Raw genomic sequence first — 24,401 nt, forward strand, 5'->3', positions numbered from 1 at the left:
GACTGCGACTGCGACTGCGACTGAATCACGATAAAAATGCGTATACAAACTTTGTCAAATATAAAACTCCAATTTACATCTTCCAAAATTGTAATTTGGTATTTAAAATTGAAAATTAATTGAATATGAGATCTGTACGAGAAATTTTTAAAAGTAAAGAATATTTTTTAGATGAACCCGAAGTAGTGAAACTTGTAGAATACTGTGAAGAATTGCAAGATGAAATTGTTGAGCTCAAATATCAAAAAACCAACAATAAAGAACTCGCTATGCTAGATATGCTCAAAGAAGTTATAAAAGGCTGCAATGCTATCGAAAAAGAGCAAATGGAACATGAACGTTTTGGTTATGAGGCGCCTAATTATGAAGCTACCATTTCAAATCTTAAAAATTATATTTACAACAGATGTCGGGATGAGAAAATTTGGCTATAGTTCAGATTGCAATAAAAACAAATTTTTGCTAAAATATTGCTGAATTTTTATTATATTAGAGGTAAAATTAAAGCAATCACAATCTCGCATTTTATAAGATTGTAGACTAAATAAGATTTGTCAACTCATTTAAATATTAAATATTATGGCAATGCATCACTACCTCCGTCTATCTTTTATCGTACTTTTTGTAATAACCTCTTTGTTTTGTATTTACTTTATAATTAAAAAAAGAAGAAACCGAAAAGTCCCTAAATTACTTTCGGCAGAAAAATATAATTCATCAATGACTGAAGGAATGAAAGAAATATCATCAAAAGATAGTTTTTTTAATATTTGGCCATATGTGAGTGAATTAAAAGCTGCTAAAATTTTATCGAAAAAAATTAAAGAATCTGAATTGGTACATAAGGTTTACAGAAATTCAACCGACGATTTTGAACACATTTTACTCGCTACTGAAAAAGAAAATCATTTTGTAAAAGTTATAGTCGATAGAAACAAAAAGAAAGCAATGGGATATCTTTTCTTTGATTTATGAGAATAAGTCAAAGATTGATCTTAAAATAAAAAATCCAAATCCCAATTGTAAAGTTGGAATTTGGATTTTTTTTTATTGAAATTCAGTCTCTTAAATTTACAAAAGACTTTTAATTTTATTTACAACTTCTTCCGGAAGTATAGTTCTCATCGCATCCTGATAACCTTCAACAATCTTATTTCCATAAACCGATGTTGGTAGTTTTGGATACTGATTTCTATCAGAAGTTATGGCATTTTCTATGGTTTGATTGAATGGTAAAAATCCTGCGTACGGATGTGTAGCGCCCCAAAGTGTGATTACTTTTACACCCAGCATTGCAGCAATATGAGCATTTCCAGAATCCATAGATAACATTACATCGAGATTACTAATCAATTGTAATTCTTGCTGAAATTTAATTCTTCCAGCCATATTAATTACATTTTCAAAGGGTTTTGCAAATGAATCCAGAATTTCAATTTCTTTCTTTCCTCCTCCAAAAAGTACTATTTTATGGTCTTTATTTTCAGCTAGTTTTGCGATAACTTCCTGCATTAAATCCTGCGGATAAACCTTAGAATCGTATTGTGCAAAAGGTGCAATCCCAATTAATTTTTGATTTTGATTGCCAATAATTTGGAGAATTTCTGAATTTAAAATTGCTTTTTCAGGGAATTCAGTCCCGACGCTTCGGGATGATAAATTTAAAGAAAAACCAAGTTCTTCGAATACTTTTGCGTGTCTTTCGAGCATGGTTGGTAATGGTTTGAAAATCTTGTTTTCGGCGCGGGTTAATTCTTTTTTACCTTCCCTTCCTTTGTCAACTGTAGCTCTTTTTTTTCCGCTTAAAGCGAAAAGTAAACTCACAATTTTAGATCTTAAAACATTATGAAGATCTGCAAAAGCATCAATTTTAAGTTTTTTTACATCATTGAATAAACGTAAAAGCCCTGCAAAACCTTTGTGACGTTCTTTTTCATCAAAAGCAAAAAAATGAAGATTAGGGATTCCGTCAAAAAATGGCTTGAAAAACGGACGTGAAATTACCGTGATTTTTACTTCTGGATACTGTTTTACAAAAGCACGTAAAACAGGAACCGTCATGGCGACATCTCCCATTGCGGAAAGTCTCATGACGGCTATATGCTTAATTTTATTGGACAATTCTGCCAATTATTTTTTGTTTTGGTATAAAACAGGATTTAATTCATCGTCGTTGTACATTTTCATTTGTTTGTACACTTTCATGAATTTTTCACCGTTTTCGATATCAGCAAGTAAATCATCAATTGCTGTAGATAAGTCACTTCTTTGTTCTAAAAGAATGTTTAATTTTTCCTGACATTTATCTCTGTGTTCCTGAGAAGCTTCTGCACGAGTAGCTTCTTCATGCATATGATAAATTTTTAGCGCCAGGATAGACAATCTGTCAAAAGCCCAGGCAGGACTTTCTGAGTTGATTTTTGCTCCATCTTTTACTTTTACATCACTGTATTTTTGTAAAAAATAACTATCGATATATTCCACCATATCAGTACGTTCCTGATTCGATGCATCGATTCTTCGTTTTAAAGTCAAAGCTGCTACCGGATCAATCTGCGGATCACGAATAATATCTTCAAAATGCCATTGAACAGTGTCAATCCAGTTCTTTAAATATAATAAATGCTCAAATTTATCTTTAGGATAAGGATTGTTTATAGGTTGATCAACATTATCAAATTGATGATAATCTTTGATGCTTTGTTCGAAAACAGAATATGCTAATTTTGAAAACATGTCTTTATTTGTTAGAGTTACAAAGATACTTTTTATACTTTTATCGTGCGAATAAAACGATGAATTTTTCGTTATCGTACTCTAACCTATTGATAATTCTAAAATTTTATTATGAAAATCCATTATATCTCTGAAAATAATAGCGTATTAAATCATTTTTTAGGTCAAATCAGAAATATTAATGTTCAGAACGACAGCATGCGTTTTCGAAGAAATATTGAACGAATTGGCGAAATTATGGCGTATGAACTAAGTAAAGATTTGTCATATAAAAATATCGAAATTCAAACTCCGCTTGGCATTAAAAAAACAACCGAAATAGAAAGTGATTTGGTTTTATGTTCGATTTTAAGAGCCGGATTACCGCTTCATAATGGCTTTTTGAACTACTTTGATCATGCTGAAAACAGTTTTGTTTCGGCTTGCAGATATCATCCTAATAATGATGATGAATTCGAAATTCGGGTAGAATATCAAGCTGTTTCTAACATAAATGATAAAACAGTTTTACTGCTTGACCCAATGTTGGCAACCGGTCAGTCTATCGTAGCTGTTCACGGAAAATTAATTGAAAATGCAACTCCAAAAGAAATTCATATTGTAGTGGTTATTGCTGCACCCGAAGGAATTGCTTTTCTTGAAAAAAACCTTCCTGACAACTGCCATTTATGGGTTGCTTCTCTGGATGAGAAATTAAATGAGAAAAATTATATTGTTCCGGGACTTGGTGATGCCGGCGATCTTGCTTACGGAAGCAAATTATAGTTGAGAGAAAAATGTAAATAAACTACACAAAATCAGCACATAAAAAACAATTTCGTTATTGAGTTTTTGCTTCATATATTCTACATGACTTGATGCCATAATGGTCAAAGGAGCGATACTAAATAACAAAAGATCATTACTTTTATCTGGTGAAATAATGTAAACAAAAGCAGCAATAAAAAAACAAGCTACCACTTTTTTGTATGATGAATGTACGATTTGAGGTCTGTTTGACAATGTGCTTAACATCGAAACTATAAAAAATAAAGATACAGCAACATATATAGAAAGTGCCCCGTTTTCGTAATTGTTCTTGAAATAATCAATACTAAAATCTACTACGGCACGTTCCTGAAAAAATTCGATTATATCAATATGGAATATTAAAGAAATAAATAAAAATATTATTGATACTGCCATAAGCGCTATAAAAGGCAAAATCCAGTTTCTATAATCCCTCGAAACGTGAAAAATAATCGATATAAAAACCAATATCAGGAAAAGAACACACCAAAATTGAAATAAAGAAGCTATTAAAATCCAAAAAGAAGCATCGAATATTTTTTCTTTTGCAGCTTTTAAGGATTGTAACGATATAAGTCTTCGTAGTGCCAACAAGACAAAAAAGTTGGCATATACAACATTTGCATTATTAAAAATTGTGGGGAAAAACAATATAAACAATAAGTAAAAAAATATCGCGTAACCGTTGTCTTTACTGAGCCCATTCTTTTTTACGATAAAATTAATCAGGAAAAAAGACGCTAAAATAAAGCATAGAAGACTTACTTTTTGGAACGCCAAAAAATAAGAACTCACCCATGATGGATCTTTAATTTGAAAAACAAAAAAGAAAACCAGTATTAAAATTACGACCAATGAATAATTTAATGGCGTAGATTTTTTAAAAACACTTGTTATCATAAGGATATTTTATACTTTTGTGATTGTAAATATAATACTTGTTTAAAAAGGAAAACCAACAAGTTGAAAAAAGATTCTTTATTGAATTTTGTCTTCAATGCGTTAAAAACAATAAATAACATATAATTTTATAAATTATGACAGCTTTTTTTGAAGGAATACAATACTTATTCGTTAACATTTTATTTGCTCCACTTGACTTTTTACGTCACTTAGAACTTATTACTTGGTTTGGTGCGAATACTATTAACTGGATTTTTATGATCATCTGTGCATGCGCAATCGTTTATTGGATTAAACAATTACGCATTTTTGATGACGCCGGAACAGAAAATCAAGATACTACAGCTCACTCTTTTTTAAAGTAAGTCGAAGCCAATATCTTTTCTAAAATACATCTTATCAAAATTTAGTTTATCTATATTTTGGTAAGATTTTTTTATGGCCTGTTGAAAATCGTCCCCATAAGATGTTACAGTCAATACACGTCCTCCATTACTAACGACATTTTCGCCATCTAATTTTGTACCTGCGTGAAAAACTATAGAATCTGTAATATTTTCTAATCCTGTAATTACTTTTCCTTTTTCGAAATCTTCAGGATATCCGCCGGAAACCACCATAATTGTAGTAGCACTTCTTGGATCAACTTCTAATTCGAAAGTATCTAACTTTTGATCCGCAACTGACTGGAACAATGCAACCAAATCAGATTTTAATCTTGGCACAACAACTTCGGTTTCAGGATCTCCCATTCTCACATTGTATTCAATAACAATTGGTTCGTTTTTTACATTGATTAAACCAATAAATACAAATCCTTTATATTCGATTCCGTCTTTCTGGAAACCTTCGATTGTTGGTTTTACAATACGCGTTTCAATTTTTTCCATCAAAACAGCATCAACATAAGGAACTGGAGAAACTGCTCCCATTCCGCCTGTATTTAATCCTGTATCGCCTTCTCCAATACGTTTGTAATCTTTTGCTGTTGGAAGAATTTTATAGCTTTTTCCGTCAGTTAAAACAAAACAGCTTAATTCGATTCCGTCCAGAAATTCTTCGATTACTACTTTAGAACTTGCAGCTCCAAATTTTTCATGAACCAACATGTTTCTTAGTTCCGTTTTAGCCTCTTCAAGATCCTGAATAATCAAAACTCCTTTTCCGGCAGCTAAACCGTCTGCTTTTAAAACGTATGGTGGTTGTAAAGTTTCAAGAAATGCACATCCATTCTCTACTGTTTCTGCAGTAAAACTGTCATAAGCAGCAGTTGGAATGTTGTGTTTCATCAGGAATTCTTTTGCAAACTCCTTACTCCCTTCTAATTGAGCCCCTAATTTTGATGGCCCGATAACCGGGATATGTTGTAAACTTTCGTCATTTTTAAAATAATCGTAAATCCCTTTAACTAAAGGATCTTCTGGCCCTACGACCACCATTTTTACATTTTCCTGAATCACAAATGTTTTAATCGCATCAAAATCTGTTGGAGACATTGCCACATTTGTAGCAATCGCAGCCGTTCCTGCATTTCCTGGTGCAACAAAAAGTTTTTCGCAAAGCGGACTCTGAATCATTTTCCACGCAAAAGCATGTTCTCTTCCTCCTGATCCCAATAGTAAAATTGTCATGTGTAGTTGTATTTAGTTGTGGTGCAAAAATAATTGCTTTTGTACGTAAAAAATAATTAAATCTTAAAAACTTACTCATTCTTCTCTGTTAGTAATTGGATAATATTATTTTTGATAAAAATTTATCCTCAAATGATTTCTATTTTTGACATTTCGCTAAAATTAAATGGTTTTCCGATAAAGAAAGCTAAGGCTGAATTGGATAAAATCGTGAATTTATCTGAAGATGAATATGTACTTTTTCTCCAAAATAAAAAAGAAGAAATTGTAGATTTTCATCTAAAAAACAATGTTTTTTACCAGGAATTAGTTGGAAATAATACAGATTTGATATGGGAAAATTTACCCATTTTAAACAAACAAAATCTACAAAAACCGCTCGAAGAAAGACTTTCAAAAGGATATTCGAAAAAAAATGTATACCTCAACAAAACTTCCGGATCCAGTGGAACTCCTTTTGTTTTTGCTAAAGATAAATATTCCCACGCCTTGACATGGACTTCAATTTTTATGCGTTTTGGTTGGTATAAAATCGATTTTAATCATTCTCTACAAGCTCGTTTTTATGGTATTCCGATGGATTTTATTGGATATAAAAAAGAACGGATAAAAGATTTTTTGACACATCGTTTTCGGTTTCCGGTTTTCGATTTATCCGATGCTATTTTGGAAAAATTCCTTCGAAAATTTAAAACTAAAAAATTTGATTATATCAACGGTTATACAAGTTCGATCGTTTTATTTGCTAAATATTTGGAACAGAAAAATATTGTTTTAAATGAAACTTGTCCAACTTTAAAAGCGTGTTTCGTTACTTCGGAAATGCTTTTTGAATCGGATAAAAAACTGTTGGAAAAACAATTCGGAATTCCCGTTATTAATGAATATGGTGCTTCAGAACTTGATTTAATTGCTTTTGAAAATCCAAATAGAGAATGGCAAGTAAATTCCGAAACACTGTTTGTTGAAATTTTAGACGAAAATAATAATGTTCTTCCTTACGGGAAAGAAGGCCGAATTGTGATTACTTCTTTGTTTAATAAAGCACATCCGTTTATAAGATATGAAATAGGCGATATTGGAATTTTAGATGAAAAAAGTACACCACAAAAACCAATTCTTAAAAAACTAATCGGACGAACGAACGATATTGCGATTCTCCCAAGCGGAAAAAAATCACCAGGTTTGACCTTTTATTACGTAACCAAAAGCATTGTTGAAGATGACGGAAATGTAAAAGAATTTATTATCAAACAAATGCAATTGGATACTTTTGAAATTGAATACGTTAGTGATTTTGAATTGAATAATACTCAAATTCAAAAAATAGAAAAGGCAATCTCGTTATACTTAGAACCTAATTTAAACTTCACTTTTTCTCGAAAAGCAGTTCTGGAAAGAAGCAAAAGCGGAAAACTAAAACAATTTAAATCGTATCTATAAACATAAATAAAATCTTACATTTGTTTTTTTTTAATTAAAAACTCATGGACGATCAATCTCTACTTTCTGAAGAAACAATTTCTAATAAAATATATTTTATACGCGGTCAAAAAGTGATGCTTGATCGTGATCTCGCTTTACTTTATGGAATAGAGACAAAACGATTAAAAGAACAAGTAAAAAGAAACATCTCTCGCTTTCACGAAGACTTCATGTTTGAACTCAATAAAAAAGAATTTGAAAATTGGAGGTCGCAATTTGCGACCTCCAATTCTGAAAAAATGGGCTTACGTTATGTACCAATGGCATTTACTGAACATGGTGTTTTAATGCTTTCAAGTGTATTAAAAAGTGATAAAGCAATTCAAACCAATATTCAAATCATGCGTATTTTCACGAAAGTGAGACAAATGCTTTTGGATACAACAGAAATTAAAGTTGATATACTCCAGATTCAAAAGAAGTTAGAGAATCACGATAAGAATATTGAATTGGTTTTTTCCTATCTAGATGAATTGACTGAAAAGAAAGAAGATGAAAATGAAAGAGTCAAAATTGGCTATAAAAAATAATTCCCTACTTTCAAGGTCGAAAATTGCGACCTTGAAACTTGAAGTCGCAATTTGCGACTTCAAGTTTAAGTTTTAACATATTGAAAATGAATTCAATTCTTTAAGGTCACAAATTTTGACCTTAAAGAATTTCAAAAAAATCAAATTGGAGATCACAAATTGCGACCTCCAATTCTGACAAGATAAGTTTAATACAATTCAAAATTCGATTAAACATTCAAGAAAGTATCTCAATTTATCCAGATTCCAATTTAAACTTTACTTTTGCCAAAAGAAAGTTTTTAGAAAGAATACCACCAACTTATGAAAATCACTATAATCGCCGGCGCAAGACCTAATTTTATAAAAATTGCACCCATTATTAATGCCATTAAAAGCAAGCAAAATGAAGGTTTTGATATCTCATTTCGATTGGTTCATACAGGTCAGCATTATGATAAAAACCTAAGTGATACTTTTTTTGAAGAATTAAATATTCCTAAACCAAATGTAAATCTAGAAGTAAAAAGTGGTTCTCAGGCAGAACAAACAGCTGCAATCATGATTGCTTTTGAGAAAGAATTAATTCAAAACCCTAGTGATTTAGTTTTGGTTGTTGGTGATGTCAATTCTACAATGGCATGTTCAATCGTGGCAAAAAAATGCCATACAAAAGTAGCGCATGTCGAAGCCGGAATTCGTTCCGGAGATTTAACAATGCCCGAAGAAATCAACAGAATGCTGACGGATAGTATTACTGATTATTTTTTTACAACCTCAAATTCTGCATCAGAAAATTTACTAAAATTGGGTTCAGATCCTGAAAATGTTCACTTTGTGGGCAATGTGATGATCGATACTTTATATCAAAATATTGATAGAATTTCGGCTCCGGACTTTTGGAATGAACATGGACTTAGCGAAAAAAATTATATTATTTTAACGCTTCATCGCCCCGGAAATGTTGACGAAGTTTCATCATTAATTAAATTATTGCACGGAATTGACAATTTGCTTAACAACAAAAAAATATTGTTTCCAATTCATCCCAGAACACAGGCAATTTTGAGTGAAAGCGATATTAAGTTCAAAAATATTATTTTTGTTGCTCCGCAAGGGTATTTAAATTTCATGTATTTAATCAAAAATAGTTTCGCGGTTATTACAGATAGCGGCGGAATTTCTGAAGAAACAACCGTAATGGGAATTCCGTGTTTTACGATGCGAAATAACACTGAAAGACCTGAAACAGAAACCATAGGATCTAATACTATCGTAGGAACATCATTAGAAAATTTACAAAAAGTCTTTGGTTCGTTCTTGAAAAATGGTCCGCGAAAAAGTGGTATTCCTGAGTTATGGGATGGAAAAGCATCGGAAAGAATTATTTCAATTTTATTGGATAAAAAATAATGAAGGACATTTTAATCATATCAAATTATTATCCGCCAGAAAAAGGTGCTGCTGCCAATAGAATTGAGCAACTGGCTTTAAAATTAAATCAAAACGGATACGAAGTCTCGGTAATTTCTCCGCTTCCAAATTATCCTAAAGGAGAATTATTTCCGGAATATAAAGGTAAGTTCTCAGTTACTGAAAAGATTCAGAATATCACACTAAAAAGGCTTTGGATTTATCCTAGTAATAGTTCGAATATCTTTAAACGAATTGTTTCAACACTTTCATTTTCAACTACTTTATTCTTTTATTTACTTTTTGCCAAAACGCCTAAAAAGGTTATTGTACAATCGCCGCCGTTATTACTTTCGTTCGTTTCTTTTTTTACACTTTGGCTTAAGCGTAAAACCATTATTTTGAATGTTTCAGATCTCTGGCCAACTGCTGCTATTGAACTCGAAGTATTAAAGAAAAATAGTATCTCACATAAAGTTCTGCTTTTTATTGAACGCTTTATTTATAAAAAGGCAACGCATATTTTTGGTCAGTCCAATGAAATAATTGAACATATCCATTCTGTTTTTCCTGAAAAAAAATGCTTTTTATATCGCAATTATCCCGATCATTTTATGGAAGATTTCCTTGAAGAAAAGGATAATTCTACCGAACCAATAAAGTTATTTTATGCTGGTTTACTTGGTGTTGCACAAGGTGTTTTTGAACTTATTCAGCAATTGAATTTAGAAAATTTAAATATCGAACTGCATATTTTTGGCGATGGCGCAGAGAAAACTCAAATTGTGAATCACCTCAGCCAAAATCCAACAAAAAAAATAATTTTTCACGGAATGTTAGAACGAAATGTTCTGCACGAAACATTAAAGAATCAGGACATTGCCCTTGTTCCTCTTAAAACAAGAATTTATGGATCTGTTCCTTCAAAAATATTTGAATACAGCGCTTTAGGGTTTCCTGTTTTTTATTTTGGCGGAGGCGAAGGAGAAAATATTGTTGAAGAAAACAATTTGGGTTGGGTTGTTCCTGTAGAAGATTTTGAGCAACTAAATGCAACTTTAATTCAGATTTCAGCGTTAGGAAAAACCGAGATTCAAAAAATGAAAAAGGATATTTTTATTCATGCAAAAAGTCATTTTAACCTGGATGCGCAAATGAAAGAACTTATTGAAAATAATGCATTTTAAGCAAAATCGTTAACAAAGAAAACGGGCAAATATCAAATGATAATTGCCCGTTTTTTTTATTTAATATAATTCGAAAAATCTTTATGTTCTTCTTTTGATAATTCTTCTTTCGAAAGTGATCTGAAATAGTCATATGTAATCTTCATTCCTTCAGAACGGCTTACTTTCGCTTCCCAACCTAATAACTCTTTTGCTTTTGTAGTGTCTGGCTGGCGCTGTAATGGATCATTAATAGGTAAAGGATGATAGACTACCTTTTGATTTGTTCCGGTTAATTTAATGATCTCTTCTGCAAAATCTTTAATGGTGATTTCGTCCGGATTTCCAATATTTACAGGATATACATAATCTGAGTGCAATAATCTAAAAATACCTTCGACCTGATCATCAACATAACAGAAAGAACGCGTTTGCATTCCGTCTCCAAAAATCGTTAGATCTTCTCCGCGTAAAGCCTGACCAATAAAAGCAGGAATTACACGACCATCGTTCAAGCGCATTCTTGGTCCGTAAGTATTAAAAATACGTACGATTCTGGTTTCTACTCCGTGAAAAGTATGATATGCCATTGTTATTGATTCCTGAAAACGTTTTGCTTCGTCATAAACACCACGCGGTCCAATTGTATTTACGTTCCCGTAATATTCTTCGGTTTGAGGATGAACCAATGGATCTCCATACACTTCAGAAGTTGAAGCAATTAAAATTCTTGCTTTTTTTACTCTCGCTAATCCCAACAAATTATGCGTTCCAAGAGATCCGACTTTCAACGTCTGGATTGGAATTTTTAAATAATCTATAGGGCTTGCCGGTGAAGCAAAATGTAAAATGTAATCTAAATCACCCGGAATGTGTACAAACTTGGTGATGTCATGATGATAAAATTCGAAATGTTCTAATTTGAATAAATGTTCTATATTTTTAAGATCTCCCGTAATCAGATTATCCATTCCAATAACATAATAGCCTTCTTTAATGAATCGGTCACACAAATGCGATCCTAAAAATCCTGCCGCTCCGGTAATAAGTATTCTTTTCATAGTAATTATTTATACATCGCAAATGTAAGTGATTTGGAAATTCTGGAAACTATTCTAAAAAAAAACTGCCTAAATAAATTAGGCAGCAATTGTTATTCATTGTTTATTTGATCTGTTTTCAGACTTTTCGGTTTTATTTTACGTTGAAAATTTGTTCCAGAATTTTAATCGTAATCAAATATGTTGGTTTTACCCCTGTAGTTCCTAATCCGCCAGAAGCCAATGTGCTTCCGGTTTCCAGAGGATTATCTGATGCATAATACGCATAACGAACTTTGATATCGTGCGGAACACTTTTTCTGATTTTTGAAGCTGACTGAATGGCTTTTTGATAATAAGATCCTTCCATTTCAAGACCAATTACTCCCCAGGTCGATTCGTGAAAGAACTTCAATAAATCTCTGTTTTGTAATGAGGTTCCAAGAACTGTAACCATTGCGCCTTCAAAAACTGCAATGTCATTTCCTTCAAACATAGCTCCTGTTAATTCATTTTCGAAGAAATAATTATCAGCTGTTCCTTCATTTATGTGTGCAGTTGGGATCATGATATCGCCTTTTCCGCCTTCCAGAATTCCGGCTTTACCCATTATCGAAACTGATTTTACATTCAGTAACGTTTCTTTCTTATACGGTTTTAAAAGTTCATCAATGGTTTCATATGCCTGTTCTCCAAAAGCATAATCCATTACAATAATAACAGGTGCAGCTTCGTCAAGAACCGCTTTTGGAAAAGCCGTTTTTGCCCAGTCAATTTTTGCAGTATCAAAAATCTGAACGTCTATATTTGTCCCTGAACTATCCGGCAGCGAAATCATACCGTTTTTTAAGGCCAATTCTTCTACAATACTTCTGGTTTCTTTTGCTCCGGATTTACTTAATTCTTCATAAATATAAAAATCAGACTTGTCCTTGAATTTTGTTTTCAATAACGGTGTTGCAAAAATAGAATTCATTACACTATGCATATTCGCGCTTATCACGTGAATAGGGCGTTTTAAAAGGTTATTTGCCTTTAAAACTTCCTTGATGTTTGTTGCCCAAATTTCACCGTGAATATGATGCCCTAAACGTTCTCTTAAAACGGGACTAAAAGTAATGGTACGTTTATTATTATCTACAACTTCTTCTATTGCTAATTTTCCCAGCCAGTATATAACATGCAGGAAGCGATCCGGCGCATTTTCTGAACCAAAAGCGTCATATATGTCTAAAACTTCCTCAAAAGTTCTTGCTAAAATATTAGCTACATGCGAGATTGCTTTTTCTTTTTCTATCTGAGAAAGCTTTTTCGTTTGCAATACCGCCTGTTCTAATTTCATCCAATCGCGCGAAACTTCGCCACCATCGTCTAATAAAACCCTGTTTTTAATTTTATGAGATTCAATAAAAATAAAAGTCAAATGTGTTAGAATATCATAAATGTCAGATCGCCCGCGAGTGATTTCAACATTCATTTGTTCTTCATCGATTCTATAACAATTTCTTCTTCTTTTTGGAGGAACAATTGCCTGGAAATGTGATTTAGAATATCCTTCATCCGAAGTTAAATTAATAAATCGACATTGTTCAATACCAATTGGTAAACGTTCTATAACGTACAAAAGTCCGTTAAGTTCTACTTTTTCTTCGCCTATATTTCCGTAAATTTCCGGACGCAATGCTAATAATGATTCGCGTAAACTATCGCCGGAAACTCCCATTGGTTTATAAAAACCGCGGTTGAATAAGTGGCGCATAGTAATGTACATTTTTTCGATTGCTGCAGATGATTCCTGCGCTCTTGATCTTGATATATGTTTGGTTTCTTTCATGCTATTTTATTTAAAATCTTTTAAAAAAGATCTTCTGAGTATTTTTTATTTAAACGAAATTAGGAATTAAAAATCAAAACTTTATTAAAGCTTTATTATCTTAAAACTAATATTCTGATTGTTTTTTATTTATAATCTTCAAAATTGACTTCTATCTTTTGAAAATTCTTGTCTTCTGATAAAATTGAATTTATTTTATGAATGCATTCCTGATTCTCTTCTGACATTATAAATGCTAAGTCCCAAATGTCTTTTGAAAGTAAAAAGAAACCACTGTCTGATGTAATTTCAAATAGATCTTCATCATTCATCCAAAGATTTTTAATGCTGTCGACTTTCGGGTTTATTTCGCTAATAGCATTCAAAAAATCTGATAAAAAATCGTCATTTTCAGCGCCGCTAAATATTTCGATTAGTAATTCCTGAGATTTATATGCGGGCCTGAAATTATATTTATATTTCATCAATAAAAATTATTTCTATTTCAAATTATCTGCAATATCACGATTATTTGACAATCTCGGAATTTTATTCTGTCCGCCTAATTTTCCCTGAGATTTCATATAATCCTGAAATCCGTTTTTCGAAACTTTAGTTACAACCACTTTTCTCAACACATTTCCGGTAATCAAATCATCGTAATAAATGTTTTGTTTTCGCATTGAATCATCGATTGTTTCTGCAAAAGTTTCGATGTTTTCAGGTTCATTTTCAAACTCTATCAGCCATTCGTGATACGGTAATCCGTTTGACGGATTTATTTGAGGTGCAACTGTAAATTCATTGATCACAATTTTAGTTCCTTTCGTGGCTTCTTTCATTGCATTCTCGACTTCGCTGGCAATAACGTGTTCACCAAAAGCAGAAATATAATGTTTGATTCGGCCTGAAACTATAACGCGATGCGGAAATAAAGATGTAAACTGAACTGTATCACCAATATTATAACGCCAAAGTCCGGCATTTGTAGAAATAATCAAGGCATAATTTACACCAACTTCTACTTCGTCAACGGTATAACTTTTTGGATTTTCAGAAAAGAATTCATCTGCTTTAATGAATTCATAGAAAATTCCTGAATTCAATAACAAAAGCATTCCTTTTTCTTTTTGAGAATCCTGATAGGCAAAAAAACCTTCAGAAGCAGGGAATAACTCAATGCTGTCTACTTTACGGCCAATCATTTTTTCGAACTTCGCACGATAAGGTTCATAATTGACACCTCCGTAAATAAACAAATTGAAGTTCTTAAATAAATCGCCTATTTTCTTGCCACCACTTTTTTCCTGTAATCGTTCGAAATACATTTGTACCCAGGAAGGAATTCCGGAAATTATAGTCATGTCCTGTTCAATTGTTTCCTCAACAATTGCATTCACTTTAGTATCCCAATCTTCAATACAATTGGTTTCCCAGGATGGCATTCTATTTTTTTGAAGATATTTAGGTACAAAATGAGCCCCAATTCCGGATAATCTTCCAAATTTGATTCCGTATTTCTCAATTAAAATTGGACTTCCCTGCAGGAAAATCATTTTTCCATCGACAAAATCAGCATTTCCGGTTTCATATATATAATGTAAAATCGCATTTCGAGAAGCTTCAATATGATACGGCATTGATTCCTTAGTCAACGGAATGTATTTTGCCCCGGATGTTGTTCCTGAAGTTTTAGCAAAATAAATAGGTTTTCCTTTCCAGAGAATATTTTTTTCTCCCATTCGAACCTTATCTATGTAAGGTTTTAAATCTTCATAATCACGAACCGGAACACGTTTTCTGAAATCGTGAACCGTTTTTATTTTATCAAAATGATGATCTGTACCAAACTGCGTTTCTTTGGCACTATTAATTAAACTCTTGAATATGGCTTGTTGAGTTTCGACTGGTTTACTGGCCCAAGCCTTTGTTTTATAATATATCTTGGTGGCAAATAATTTTGCTGCTACTGATTTAATAGACATTTGTTACGGGTATTATTTCTTGTCACTTTTGTTTTTATTACGAGTTTTTTCACCGGACTCCTTCTCCATTCTGTTCACTTCTTCTCTTAATTTAATTTCTTCTTCTGAAGGTTTCATATTTACCTCAATAGGTTCATCAGCATCTGCTAAAATAGAATCTTTATTAAATTTCGCATATTCTAATTCTCCCCTCAGCACTTTCTGAATACCATTTATATAAGCTTCATTTTTCTTTAAAGCTGTTTCTAATGAATCTGATTTAATCGCTAATTCAGTTGCATTCTTTTTTAATTCTGTAGAAGAATAGCCTGGAATAAACTCGCGCAAAGGCGTAAAAGCAATGATAAAAGTAGTAATTAAAATTAAAAATATACCTCCTAATGTGAACGTTACAAAAACATTCATTAAGTTTAATTTGAATGAAAAAATTTCTTCAAAAGTGTCTTCGTTCAAAATTACCAATCGGTTTTTGATGAATAATTTTTTTCTGAAATTGAATTTTTTCTTAGTCATTATGGATATTTATACGAGCAAATATAATAATTAATAGTCTTGTTAATGCCTTACAAAAATAAAGGAATACAGTTATTTCAGCATTTTATAAAATATTTAACGCTAATAGAAACAAATATTTTAATCCAAAAACACTTCTTCTTCGTATATTTCTATATACCTTTGCGGTACAATTTAGAAAATCAATTTGCTTCGGCATTAAATATACAATCATGGGAAGATTAGGTCTTACAGAAATCCTCGTAATAGTAGGTATTGTGATATTACTTTTTGGAGGTAAAAAAATTCCGGAATTAATGAAAGGTTTAGGAAGCGGAATTAAGGAATTTAAAAACGCTGCTAAAGACGATCAGACTCCACCTGCACCTTCTGTTAAAAAAGAAGAGGAAGAAATTAAATAAGAATTTAACCCTTATTATAAACCCCGAATTACAAATTGTAATTTGGGGTTTTGTTTTTATCTAAAAAATCTTACTTTTATCGTCCCTAAATTTAATAACAATAATTATGAAAAACCTACTTCTGATTACTGTTGCTTTTTTGTGCCTTAAAAGTTATTCACAAAAGCAACCGTTTCCGGCCAATGTAACATTTACAAATGGTCTAATGGCATCCAATAAAAATAGTCTCGATGCCCAAAACAATTATAATACCTGGAAAACCAACTTTGTCGAAGCCTGCTCCAACGGCCGATACAGAGTAAAATTTGACAATCCGTCTGAAACTGTATCTGAAGGAATTGGTTACGGAATGCTCCTTGCCGTTTATGCGGCTGACAAATCCTTATTCGATGGTCTTTGGCTGTATTATAAAGACAACGTAAATTCTAACGGTGTAATGAACTGGAAAATCAATGGCTGTTCTGGAATCAACGGTGCAAATGGTGCTACAGATGCTGAACTCGACGCTGCTTTTGCCCTTATTGTTGCTGATTATCAATGGACGAGTACAGGAACAATTAATTATAAAAATGACGCAAAAAGTTTAATAGCGGCCATTAAAGCTCATGAAGTCGAAACCAATACTTTTGTTCTAAAACCAGGAGATCAATTCGGCGGAAGCCAAATTACTAATCCTTCGTATTTTTCTCCGGCGTATTACCGCGTTTTTGGGACATTTACAAACGATACTTCTTTCTGGAATTCTGTTGCTGCAAAATCTTATGCAGTTATCAACAATAACTTAACGGTAAATAATGCAGTTGGCGGATTAGTTTCTGACTGGTGTCAAGGATCAGGTGCTTATTCTCCTCAAGCGAGCGGCTATAACAGAGAAGGAAAAACATATACGTATGATGCTGCCAGAACTCCATGGCGTATTGCTGTTGATTATGTATGGTTTGGAAATGCCGATGCCAAAGCATATGCTAAAAAATCATCTGATTTTGTTCGTGTGAATCTTGGAGGATCTTCGAATATTAAAGACGGATATAACCAGAACGGAACTTTAAATGGTCAATGGCACAATGCCACTTTTGTTGGTGCATTTGCCTGTGCAGCGATGGCTGGAGAAAATCAAACACATTTAAATGCTTCTTACACAGACTTAAATCAGTTAAACGAACCTAACAGTTATTTTAATCATACTTTAAAAACATTGTATTCTTTTTTATTAACAGGAAATTTTTATCTGCCTCAAACCGCTACTTTAGCAACTGACAATTTTGATATTGAGAAAGCTACGGTTACTTTATATCCAAATCCAAGCAGTGATAAATTTACGGTTTTTGCTCCTGAAAAATCTGTGATTTCAGTAATTTCTCCACAAGGGAAAATAATTTCAGAACAAAAAACAACTGCAGAAAATACAGAAATTAATTTATCCAACTATTCTTCTGGTTTGTATTTGATAAAAATTACAAATGGAGATAAAAGCATTACTAAAAAGGTACTTTTAAAGTAATCTAATAAAAATAGAAAATCCCAAATTACGATTGTAGTTTGGGATTTTTTTTTGTTTAAATATTTTACAATATCATTGTTAACTGAATTCTTTTTCTATCCTCATCGACTTCAGTAACCTTTACATCAACATGTTGGTGAAGTTTAACGACCTCATTTACATCGCTTACAAATCCGGCCTTTAGTTGTGAAATGTGAACGAGTCCGCTTTCTTTAATTCCGATATCAACAAAACAACCAAAATTGGTGATGTTATTAACAATTCCAGGCAGAATCATTCCGGTTCTTAAATCTTTGATTGATTTTACGTTTGCATCAAATTCAAAAACCTTAGCCGACTTTCTTGGATCTAATCCGGGCTTTTCAAGCTCTTTTATGATGTCTTTCAAGGTCAGTAAACCAATTTCTGGTGTTATATATTTTTCAGCCTTAATAAGTGCTGTTTTTTCTTTGTTTGCAATTAAGTCGTTTACCGAAAGTTTCAAATCTTTTGCCATCTTCTCCACAACCGGATAAGCTTCCGGATGCACTGCTGAATTATCCAGCGGATTTTTAGCATTCGAAATTCTAATAAAAGCCGCACCTTGTTGATACGCTTTCTCGCCTAAGCGAGGCACTTTTTTTAGCTGTTTTCTATCCTCAAACGGACCATTTTCTGAACGATATTGTACGATGTTTTCAGCCAGTTTCTCTCCTATTCCACTCACGTAACTTAGTAAATGTTTACTCGCCGTGTTAATATTGATTCCAACCGAGTTCACACAACGAATTACTGTGTTATCTAATTCTTCTTTAAGTTTAGTTTGATCAACATCATGTTGATATTGTCCAACTCCAATTGCTTTTGGATCAATTTTCACCAACTCCGCTAAAGGATCAGAAAGTCGGCGTCCGATAGAAACTGATCCACGAACCGTTACATCATAATTAGGAAATTCTTCGCGTGCAATTTTTGACGCTGAATAAACCGAAGCTCCCGCCTCAGAAACAATAAAAACCTGCAGTGGTTTGTCGAACGCGATTTTTTTGATGAAAAATTCGGTTTCTCTTGAAGCAGTACCGTTTCCTATAGAAATCGCGTCAATTTGATACGCATTTACCATCGAGCGGATTTTTTTGATCGCCATTGCTTCCTCGTTTTGAGGTGCGTGCGGATAAATGGTTTCGTTATAAAGTAAATCTCCTTTTTCGTCCAGACAAACTACTTTACAACCACTTCTAAATCCCGGATCGATTGCCAGGATTCGTTTTTCGCCCAAAGGCGGCGCTAATAATAACTGACCTAAATTGTTCGCGAAAACCTGAATAGAATTGGCATCGGCTTTTGCTTTTGCTTCTTGCAAAGTTTCATTTCCAATCGCCGGATTCAACAATCGTTTATAACTATCTTCTATTGCTAATTGTAAATGTGCCGTTGTGCTGTTTTGTTTTTTAATGATTATTTCATCAATAACATCATAAGCTTCATCGATATCAACATCGACTTTCATCTTAACAAAACCTTCATTTTCTGCACGAAGCATTGCCAATAATCTATGTGAAGGCGCCTTTGTCAAAGGTTCTTCCCAATCAAAATACTGACTGAACTTTTGCGCTCCTTCTTCTTCAGCTTTCTTTTTTACAACTTTAGTTCCAATCGTTGCTTTTCGTTGATATAAACGTCGCAATTGTTTACGAACATAAATATTTTCGTTAATCCATTCTGCAACAATATCTCGTGCACCTTGCATGGCCGCTTCTTCATTAATAACATTTTCATTCAAATATTGTGTCGAAATAAAATCGACATCAACATCATTTTCAGACATTATAATTTTCGCCAAAGGTTCTAAACCAAATTCGCGCGCAACATCTGCCTTTGTTTTTTTCTTCTTTTTATACGGAAGATAAAAATCTTCTATCTCTTGTAAATCAAAACTTTGCTCAATTTTCTGCTTCAATTCAGGCGTAAGCGATTTTTGTTCTTCAATAGATTTAAGAACAGCTTCTTTACGCTTTACAATCGCTTCAAATTCTTTGTGAAGTTTTGCAATTTGCTCAATCTGAACTTCATCAAGATTTCCGGTTGTATCTTTTCGATAACGCGAAATAAACGGAATCGTACAATCTTCGTCTAATAATTTAACCGTGTTTTGAATGTTAATCGCTGCTGTTTGAACAGTCTTGGCAATGAATTGAATATTAGTCATACTTTTAATGAAATAATTTCTTGATTACAAATGAGATAATCTGTCTTTTAAAACCATGAACAGATTAATAAATCACTCGGCTAAAATAATATCTTTGTTTTTAATTTTTAGCCTATGAAAGTTTTATTACTGTATTTTTTATTTGTAAATATCTTCGTTTTTATTCTTGCCGGATATGATAAAAATCAAGCTCGAAAAAATAAACGCAGAATTCCTGAAAATACACTGTTTTTATTTGAAGCAATTGGCGGAACAATAGGTTTATTAACAGCTATGCTTTTCTTTAGACATAAAACGAGTAAATCTTCTTTTATTATAAAATTCTCGGCAATTGTTTTTATTCAAATTTTAATTGCTGTTCTTCTGTTTATTAACACGTAAATATTTTTACAATTGCTTTATTTTTAACTAATTAGCAATATAAAACTATAGATATTAACAATGTTAATAAGTGTAAAACAGTCTTATAATAGACTGAAATTAAGCTATTTAAACAAAAAACCGGATGAATTTTAAAAATCCGCCCGGCTTACTATTCTTATTGGTGCGAAGCACCCGATTTTTTTTGACTTTTTTACTGACAAGCGATTTTATTCACTCTGTTTTGGTGTCTTCCGCCTTCAAAAGCAGTTGTTAAAAACGTTTCAACAATTTCTACCGCTTGAGGAATAGATGTAAAACGTGCCGGAATGCTCACAATATTTGCATCGTTATGCAAACGCGTTAAATAAGCAATTTCTTTAGTCCAGCATAAGCCAGCTCTTACTTTCGGGTGTTTATTAACAGTCATTGCAATTCCGTTTCCGCTTCCGCAGATAACAATTCCAAAATCAGCTTTACCTTCAGATACATCATTCGCAACCGGATGACCAAAATCAGGATAATCAACAGAATCTTCAGAATCTGTACCATAATTGGTTACTTCATATCCTTTTGCTTTAAGCATTGTTACGATTGCTTTTTTATAATCTGGTCCTGCGTGGTCGTTTCCTATTGAAATTTTCATTTTGAATACTATTAAGTTGTGTTTTGCAAATTTACTCATTTAATAAATGTTTGCCACGAATTTCACTAATTTTCACTAATTTCTTTTTATGGTTAGTTTTAAAATCTTATTCAAAACATAACAATTAAATTTCGTGTACATTCGCTAAACTCATGTCAAAAAAAGATAAAATTACAACTGGCTTTATATCAAAAACTTAACAGTTATCAACATTATTAACAACTCTATAAGTTGCTCATAATCAATAAATAATAAGCAATAATTTTGTTAAAATTTTATAATGTTAATAGCAAAACGTAATTCGTTGATATTCAGTTAACTTTAAATTAACATTATTTGTTCATAAGTTGAGATAGAAAATTAGAAGTTTTTTTTGGTTGTGTCGAAAAAAAACCTAATCCAAAACTGCAATGAAATAACCTAATAAAGTTTGATGAATTTTTAGAAAAGTTATCAATATCAAAAATGCTATTTTCAACAAAAATCAACCTATGAACTTATCTACAAAATCAATTGTTTTTTAGTTGTCAACCGTTGTTAATTAAAATACAAAAAGGCTTAGAAATTAATCCTTTAACAAAATATAAGTATGTTGATAACTCAAGATAACTAAGAGAAACTTCATTTCAATGCTTTTAAAAATAAATTTATAGCACATATTAACAAGCTATAATAACAACCAAAAATTAATTTAATTTAAATTTTTCTTTTTGTTGTATTTAATATATGTTGACAACTTTGAAAGTTTAAAAAGAAAAAAAAATTGAAATTGAAAAAATATAGAAGAGTTTAAACGATTTTAAGTGGGTTATTAAGATTGTCCAGAATTTGTTGAACTTCGTCGAAATCGTTTGGATGAACTTTGAGTTTGATTCCGCCCAATGCTGTCGTGTACATAGGAACAACTGAAAGGGTCATTTCGTTTTCAAAATAATACGGAATTTGTTCTTGCTCTAATAAGTGTTTGAGAATGACTGTTTCGTGCTGATAATTGAATATTGCAATGGTTTTAAAGCTTTCCATAAAGGGTCTTTTTGTAAATATACGAAAGTTATATTTTTAATAATTTATTTGTTAAAATCTATAATCTGATATCTTATTTGTAATTTTAACTTTTTAAGAAAAGATATATGAGTAAGAAAATTAGAAAGCCGATAAAAAATGAGAAAGATTTCTCTAGTAAAATAATAAAAATTTTATCGCAAAGCCCTAATAAAGCATTTAATTACAAACAAATAGGAGCAAAGCTTGAACTTGACGATACAAAAAGCAGAAACCAGATTATAAAAGATTTAAAAATACTGGCTGCTTCAAAAAAAATAATAGAATCTGAACCTGGTAAATATTTAGTAAAAGCCGAAAGTCAGGATTATTACGAAGGAACAATTGATATGACGAGCAGAAAAACGGCCTATTTCATTTGTCCGGATTTTAGTGAAGATGTTTTTATTCCGACAAATAATTTGAACCGTGCGCTAGACAAAGACAAGGTAAAAGTTTATGTTTATAACCGTAGAAAAGGTAAAAGACCTGAAGGTGAAGTAATTGAAGTTATAGAAAGAAATAAAACTGAGTTTGTTGGTGTAATTGATATTCAACCCAATTTTGCTTTTGTTTCTACAGCAAATCCTAAGATGTATACGGATATTTTTATTCCAAAAGATAAATTTGGAGAAGCAGAAAATGGTGATGTTGTACTAGTTACGATTGAAGATTGGCCTAAAAGAGCTGATAGTCCGTTTGGCTCTGTAGTAAGAGTTTTAGGAAAACCGGGAGAACACAATACAGAGATTCACGCTATTTTAGCTGAATATGGTTTACCATCAGATTTTCCGGTAGAAGTAGAGGTTTATGCACAAAAGATAGATACTTCGATTCAGGAATCTGAGATTGCAAAACGTCGTGATATGCGTGATACACTTACGTTTACGATAGATCCAAAAGATGCAAAAGATTTTGATGATGCCTTGTCTTTCAAAAAGTTAGAAAACGGAAATTACGAAATAGGTATTCATATTGCTGATGTTTCGTATTATCTTGAAGAAGGAACAATCCTGGATGATGAAGCTTATCAACGTGCAACTTCGGTTTATTTAGTAGATAGAGTAGTGCCAATGCTTCCGGAAGTTTTATCTAATTTTGCCTGTTCGTTACGTCCGAATGAAGAGAAATATACGTTCTCGGCTATTTTTGAAGTTTCAGAAAATGCACAAGTTATTAACCAATGGTTTGGTAGAACAGTAATTTATTCAGATCAGCGATTTGCATACGAAGAAGCGCAATATATCATTGAAACAAAAGACAGTACAATTCCGGTTGATGTTTCAATTACCGGAGAATCTTATACCGTTTCTGATGAAATTACAAATGCTACTTTAAAACTTGATGAATTAGCTAAAATTTTAAGAAAGAAAAGAATGGCAAATGGTGCTATTTCTTTTGATAAAGTAGAAGTGAAATTCAACTTAGATGCTGAAGGCGAACCAGAAGGAGTTTATTTTAAAGTGTCTAAAGATGCGAATCATTTGATAGAAGAGTTCATGCTTTTAGCCAATAGAAAAGTAGCTGAATATATTGGAAAGCAAAAGAAAACTTTTGTTTACAGGATTCACGATGAACCAAATGAAGACAAATTAATTGCAATGCAAACTGTAATTGCTAAATTTGGTTATAAAATAGATTTCCGTAACAAAGGCGATATTTCGAAATCATTGAATGCCTTAATGGAAGAAGTAAATGGTAAAAAAGAGCAAAATTTAATTGATACTCTTGCAATTAGAAGTATGAGTAAAGCCAAATATTCTACAGAGAACATTGGCCATTATGGATTAGCTTTTGATTATTACAGCCATTTTACTTCGCCAATTCGTCGTTATCCAGACGTAATGGTACATCGTTTGCTGCAATATTATCTGGATAATGGAGCATCTGTAGACGAAGAAGTTTATGAAACAAAATGTTTGCATTGTTCGAATATGGAAAGTTTAGCAACTAATGCTGAACGTGATAGTATTAAATACATGCAGGTAAAATATATGCAGGATCACCAGGACGAAGAATTTCTTGGAGTTATTTCCGGTGTTACTGAATGGGGAATTTATGTTGAAATCGTGTCTAACAAATGCGAAGGAATGGTAAGAATCAGAGAAATAAAAGATGATTATTATACCTTCGATGAAAAACAATATGCATTAGTTGGAGCGACTTCAAACAGTATTTTACAACTAGGAGATGAAATTTATGTAAAAGTTAAAAATGCCGATTTAGTGAAGAAACAACTGGATTTTCATTTTTTACGACGAGCAGAATAGAGGTTTAATTA

General features: G+C 32.2%; 24 protein-coding genes. 12 read left to right on the plus strand and 12 right to left on the minus strand.

The genetic code is table 11. The features are described 5' to 3' along the window. Positions 1–125 precede the first annotated feature (125 nt). Complete coding sequence (locus BXU01_RS05450) at positions 126–434, plus strand: hypothetical protein (protein ID WP_083692072.1); 309 nt, start codon at positions 126–128, stop codon at positions 432–434. 151 nt (positions 435–585) lie between these two features. Continuing rightward, a complete protein-coding gene (locus BXU01_RS05455) occupies positions 586–975 on the plus strand; it encodes a hypothetical protein (protein WP_255373711.1) in 390 nt (129 codons plus the stop codon). 96 nt (positions 976–1,071) lie between these two features. On the opposite strand, the gene BXU01_RS05460 is transcribed toward BXU01_RS05455, so the two are convergent. Beyond that, the gene (locus BXU01_RS05460) at positions 1,072–2,091 is read right to left on the minus strand and encodes a glycosyltransferase family 9 protein (protein WP_083692074.1); all 1,020 of its coding nucleotides are present in this window, start codon (positions 2,089–2,091) and stop codon (positions 1,072–1,074) included. A gap of 39 nt (positions 2,092–2,130) precedes the next feature. Continuing rightward, the gene (locus BXU01_RS05465; protein WP_083692075.1) at positions 2,131–2,736 is read right to left on the minus strand and encodes a DUF4254 domain-containing protein; all 606 of its coding nucleotides are present in this window, start codon (positions 2,734–2,736) and stop codon (positions 2,131–2,133) included. Positions 2,737–2,847: 111 nt separating this feature from the next. Between BXU01_RS05465 and upp the strand changes: the two genes are divergently transcribed. Beyond that, positions 2,848–3,501 (plus strand): uracil phosphoribosyltransferase, encoded by a 654-nt coding sequence (gene upp / locus BXU01_RS05470; protein ID WP_055096799.1) that lies wholly within the window; start codon positions 2,848–2,850, stop codon positions 3,499–3,501. On the opposite strand, the gene BXU01_RS05475 is transcribed toward upp, so the two are convergent. Continuing rightward, positions 3,496–4,425: a DUF6427 family protein gene (locus BXU01_RS05475; protein ID WP_083692076.1), complete on the minus strand. Its 930-nt coding sequence runs from the start codon at positions 4,423–4,425 to the stop codon at positions 3,496–3,498. The genes upp and BXU01_RS05475 overlap by 6 nt on opposite strands. 137 nt (positions 4,426–4,562) lie before the next feature. Between BXU01_RS05475 and BXU01_RS23835 the strand changes: the two genes are divergently transcribed. Next, positions 4,563–4,793, plus strand: a complete 231-nt coding sequence (locus tag BXU01_RS23835; protein ID WP_041519835.1) for a hypothetical protein — start codon at positions 4,563–4,565, stop codon at positions 4,791–4,793. Here BXU01_RS23835 and purD read toward each other — a convergent pair. Continuing rightward, a complete protein-coding gene (gene purD, locus BXU01_RS05485; protein WP_083692077.1) occupies positions 4,785–6,059 on the minus strand; it encodes a phosphoribosylamine--glycine ligase in 1,275 nt (424 codons plus the stop codon). The two genes, BXU01_RS23835 and purD, sit on opposite strands and share 9 nt — an antisense overlap. Positions 6,060–6,191: 132 nt before the next feature. On the opposite strand from purD, the gene BXU01_RS05490 reads away from it, so the two are divergent. The 4 genes from BXU01_RS05490 to BXU01_RS05505 all read left to right on the plus strand — a co-directional run bounded on the left by BXU01_RS05490 (position 6,192) and on the right by BXU01_RS05505 (position 10,653). Further along, entirely contained in the window at positions 6,192–7,502 is a 1,311-nt protein-coding gene (locus tag BXU01_RS05490) for a phenylacetate--CoA ligase family protein (protein ID WP_083692078.1), read from the plus strand. Positions 7,503–7,546: 44 nt separating this feature from the next. After that, positions 7,547–8,074: an ORF6N domain-containing protein gene (locus BXU01_RS05495; RefSeq protein ID WP_083692079.1), complete on the plus strand. Its 528-nt coding sequence runs from the start codon at positions 7,547–7,549 to the stop codon at positions 8,072–8,074. Positions 8,075–8,377: 303 nt separating this feature from the next. Next, positions 8,378–9,466, plus strand: coding sequence for a non-hydrolyzing UDP-N-acetylglucosamine 2-epimerase (wecB, locus tag BXU01_RS05500; RefSeq protein ID WP_083692080.1), 1,089 nt, complete (start codon positions 8,378–8,380; stop codon positions 9,464–9,466). Continuing rightward, positions 9,466–10,653 carry a glycosyltransferase family 4 protein gene (locus BXU01_RS05505; RefSeq protein WP_083692081.1) on the plus strand — a complete coding sequence of 396 codons (1,188 nt, stop codon included), beginning with the start codon at positions 9,466–9,468 and terminating at the stop codon, positions 10,651–10,653. Before wecB ends, BXU01_RS05505 begins: the two co-directional genes overlap by 1 nt. 56 nt (positions 10,654–10,709) lie before the next feature. Here BXU01_RS05505 and BXU01_RS05510 read toward each other — a convergent pair whose 3' ends face one another. The 5 genes from BXU01_RS05510 to BXU01_RS05530 form a co-directional block, all read right to left on the minus strand. Beyond that, entirely contained in the window at positions 10,710–11,693 is a 984-nt protein-coding gene (locus tag BXU01_RS05510; protein ID WP_042564890.1) for a UDP-glucuronic acid decarboxylase family protein, read from the minus strand. Positions 11,694–11,826: 133 nt separating this feature from the next. After that, positions 11,827–13,506: a hypothetical protein gene (locus tag BXU01_RS05515; protein WP_083692082.1), complete on the minus strand. Its 1,680-nt coding sequence runs from the start codon at positions 13,504–13,506 to the stop codon at positions 11,827–11,829. A gap of 125 nt (positions 13,507–13,631) precedes the next feature. Further along, a complete protein-coding gene (locus BXU01_RS05520) occupies positions 13,632–13,970 on the minus strand; it encodes a hypothetical protein (RefSeq protein WP_083692083.1) in 339 nt (112 codons plus the stop codon). Positions 13,971–13,985: 15 nt separating this feature from the next. Next, a complete protein-coding gene (locus BXU01_RS05525) occupies positions 13,986–15,470 on the minus strand; it encodes a GH3 auxin-responsive promoter family protein (RefSeq protein WP_083692084.1) in 1,485 nt (494 codons plus the stop codon). Between the two features lie 12 nt (positions 15,471–15,482). Further along, positions 15,483–15,983 (minus strand): peptidase, encoded by a 501-nt coding sequence (locus tag BXU01_RS05530; protein ID WP_083692085.1) that lies wholly within the window; start codon positions 15,981–15,983, stop codon positions 15,483–15,485. A gap of 212 nt (positions 15,984–16,195) precedes the next feature. Between BXU01_RS05530 and BXU01_RS05535 the strand changes: the two genes are divergently transcribed. After that, positions 16,196–16,384, plus strand: a complete 189-nt coding sequence (locus BXU01_RS05535) for a twin-arginine translocase TatA/TatE family subunit (protein WP_055096778.1) — start codon at positions 16,196–16,198, stop codon at positions 16,382–16,384. 106 nt (positions 16,385–16,490) lie between these two features. Beyond that, positions 16,491–17,885 (plus strand): glycosyl hydrolase family 8, encoded by a 1,395-nt coding sequence (locus BXU01_RS05540; RefSeq protein ID WP_083692086.1) that lies wholly within the window; start codon positions 16,491–16,493, stop codon positions 17,883–17,885. 64 nt (positions 17,886–17,949) lie between these two features. Here the strand turns inward: BXU01_RS05540 and BXU01_RS05545 are convergent, their stop codons facing one another. Then, the gene (locus tag BXU01_RS05545; protein WP_083692087.1) at positions 17,950–20,073 is read right to left on the minus strand and encodes a Tex family protein; all 2,124 of its coding nucleotides are present in this window, start codon (positions 20,071–20,073) and stop codon (positions 17,950–17,952) included. A gap of 114 nt (positions 20,074–20,187) precedes the next feature. Here BXU01_RS05545 and BXU01_RS05550 point away from each other — a divergent pair, with 114 nt between their 5' ends. Further along, positions 20,188–20,454, plus strand: coding sequence for a DUF1294 domain-containing protein (locus tag BXU01_RS05550; protein WP_083692088.1), 267 nt, complete (start codon positions 20,188–20,190; stop codon positions 20,452–20,454). Between the two features lie 193 nt (positions 20,455–20,647). Here the strand turns inward: BXU01_RS05550 and rpiB are convergent, their stop codons facing one another. Then, a complete protein-coding gene (gene rpiB, locus BXU01_RS05555; RefSeq protein ID WP_083692089.1) occupies positions 20,648–21,079 on the minus strand; it encodes a ribose 5-phosphate isomerase B in 432 nt (143 codons plus the stop codon). A 789-nt stretch (positions 21,080–21,868) separates the two neighbouring features. Next, the gene (locus BXU01_RS05560; RefSeq protein WP_083692090.1) at positions 21,869–22,102 is read right to left on the minus strand and encodes a DUF2007 domain-containing protein; all 234 of its coding nucleotides are present in this window, start codon (positions 22,100–22,102) and stop codon (positions 21,869–21,871) included. 107 nt (positions 22,103–22,209) lie between these two features. On the opposite strand from BXU01_RS05560, the gene rnr reads away from it, so the two are divergent. Then, the gene (gene rnr, locus BXU01_RS05565) at positions 22,210–24,390 is read left to right on the plus strand and encodes a ribonuclease R (protein ID WP_083692091.1); all 2,181 of its coding nucleotides are present in this window, start codon (positions 22,210–22,212) and stop codon (positions 24,388–24,390) included. Positions 24,391–24,401 lie beyond the last annotated feature (11 nt).

This window comes from [Flexibacter] sp. ATCC 35103 (assembly GCF_001975985.1).
Classification (GTDB): Bacteria; Bacteroidota; Bacteroidia; order Flavobacteriales; family Flavobacteriaceae; genus Flavobacterium.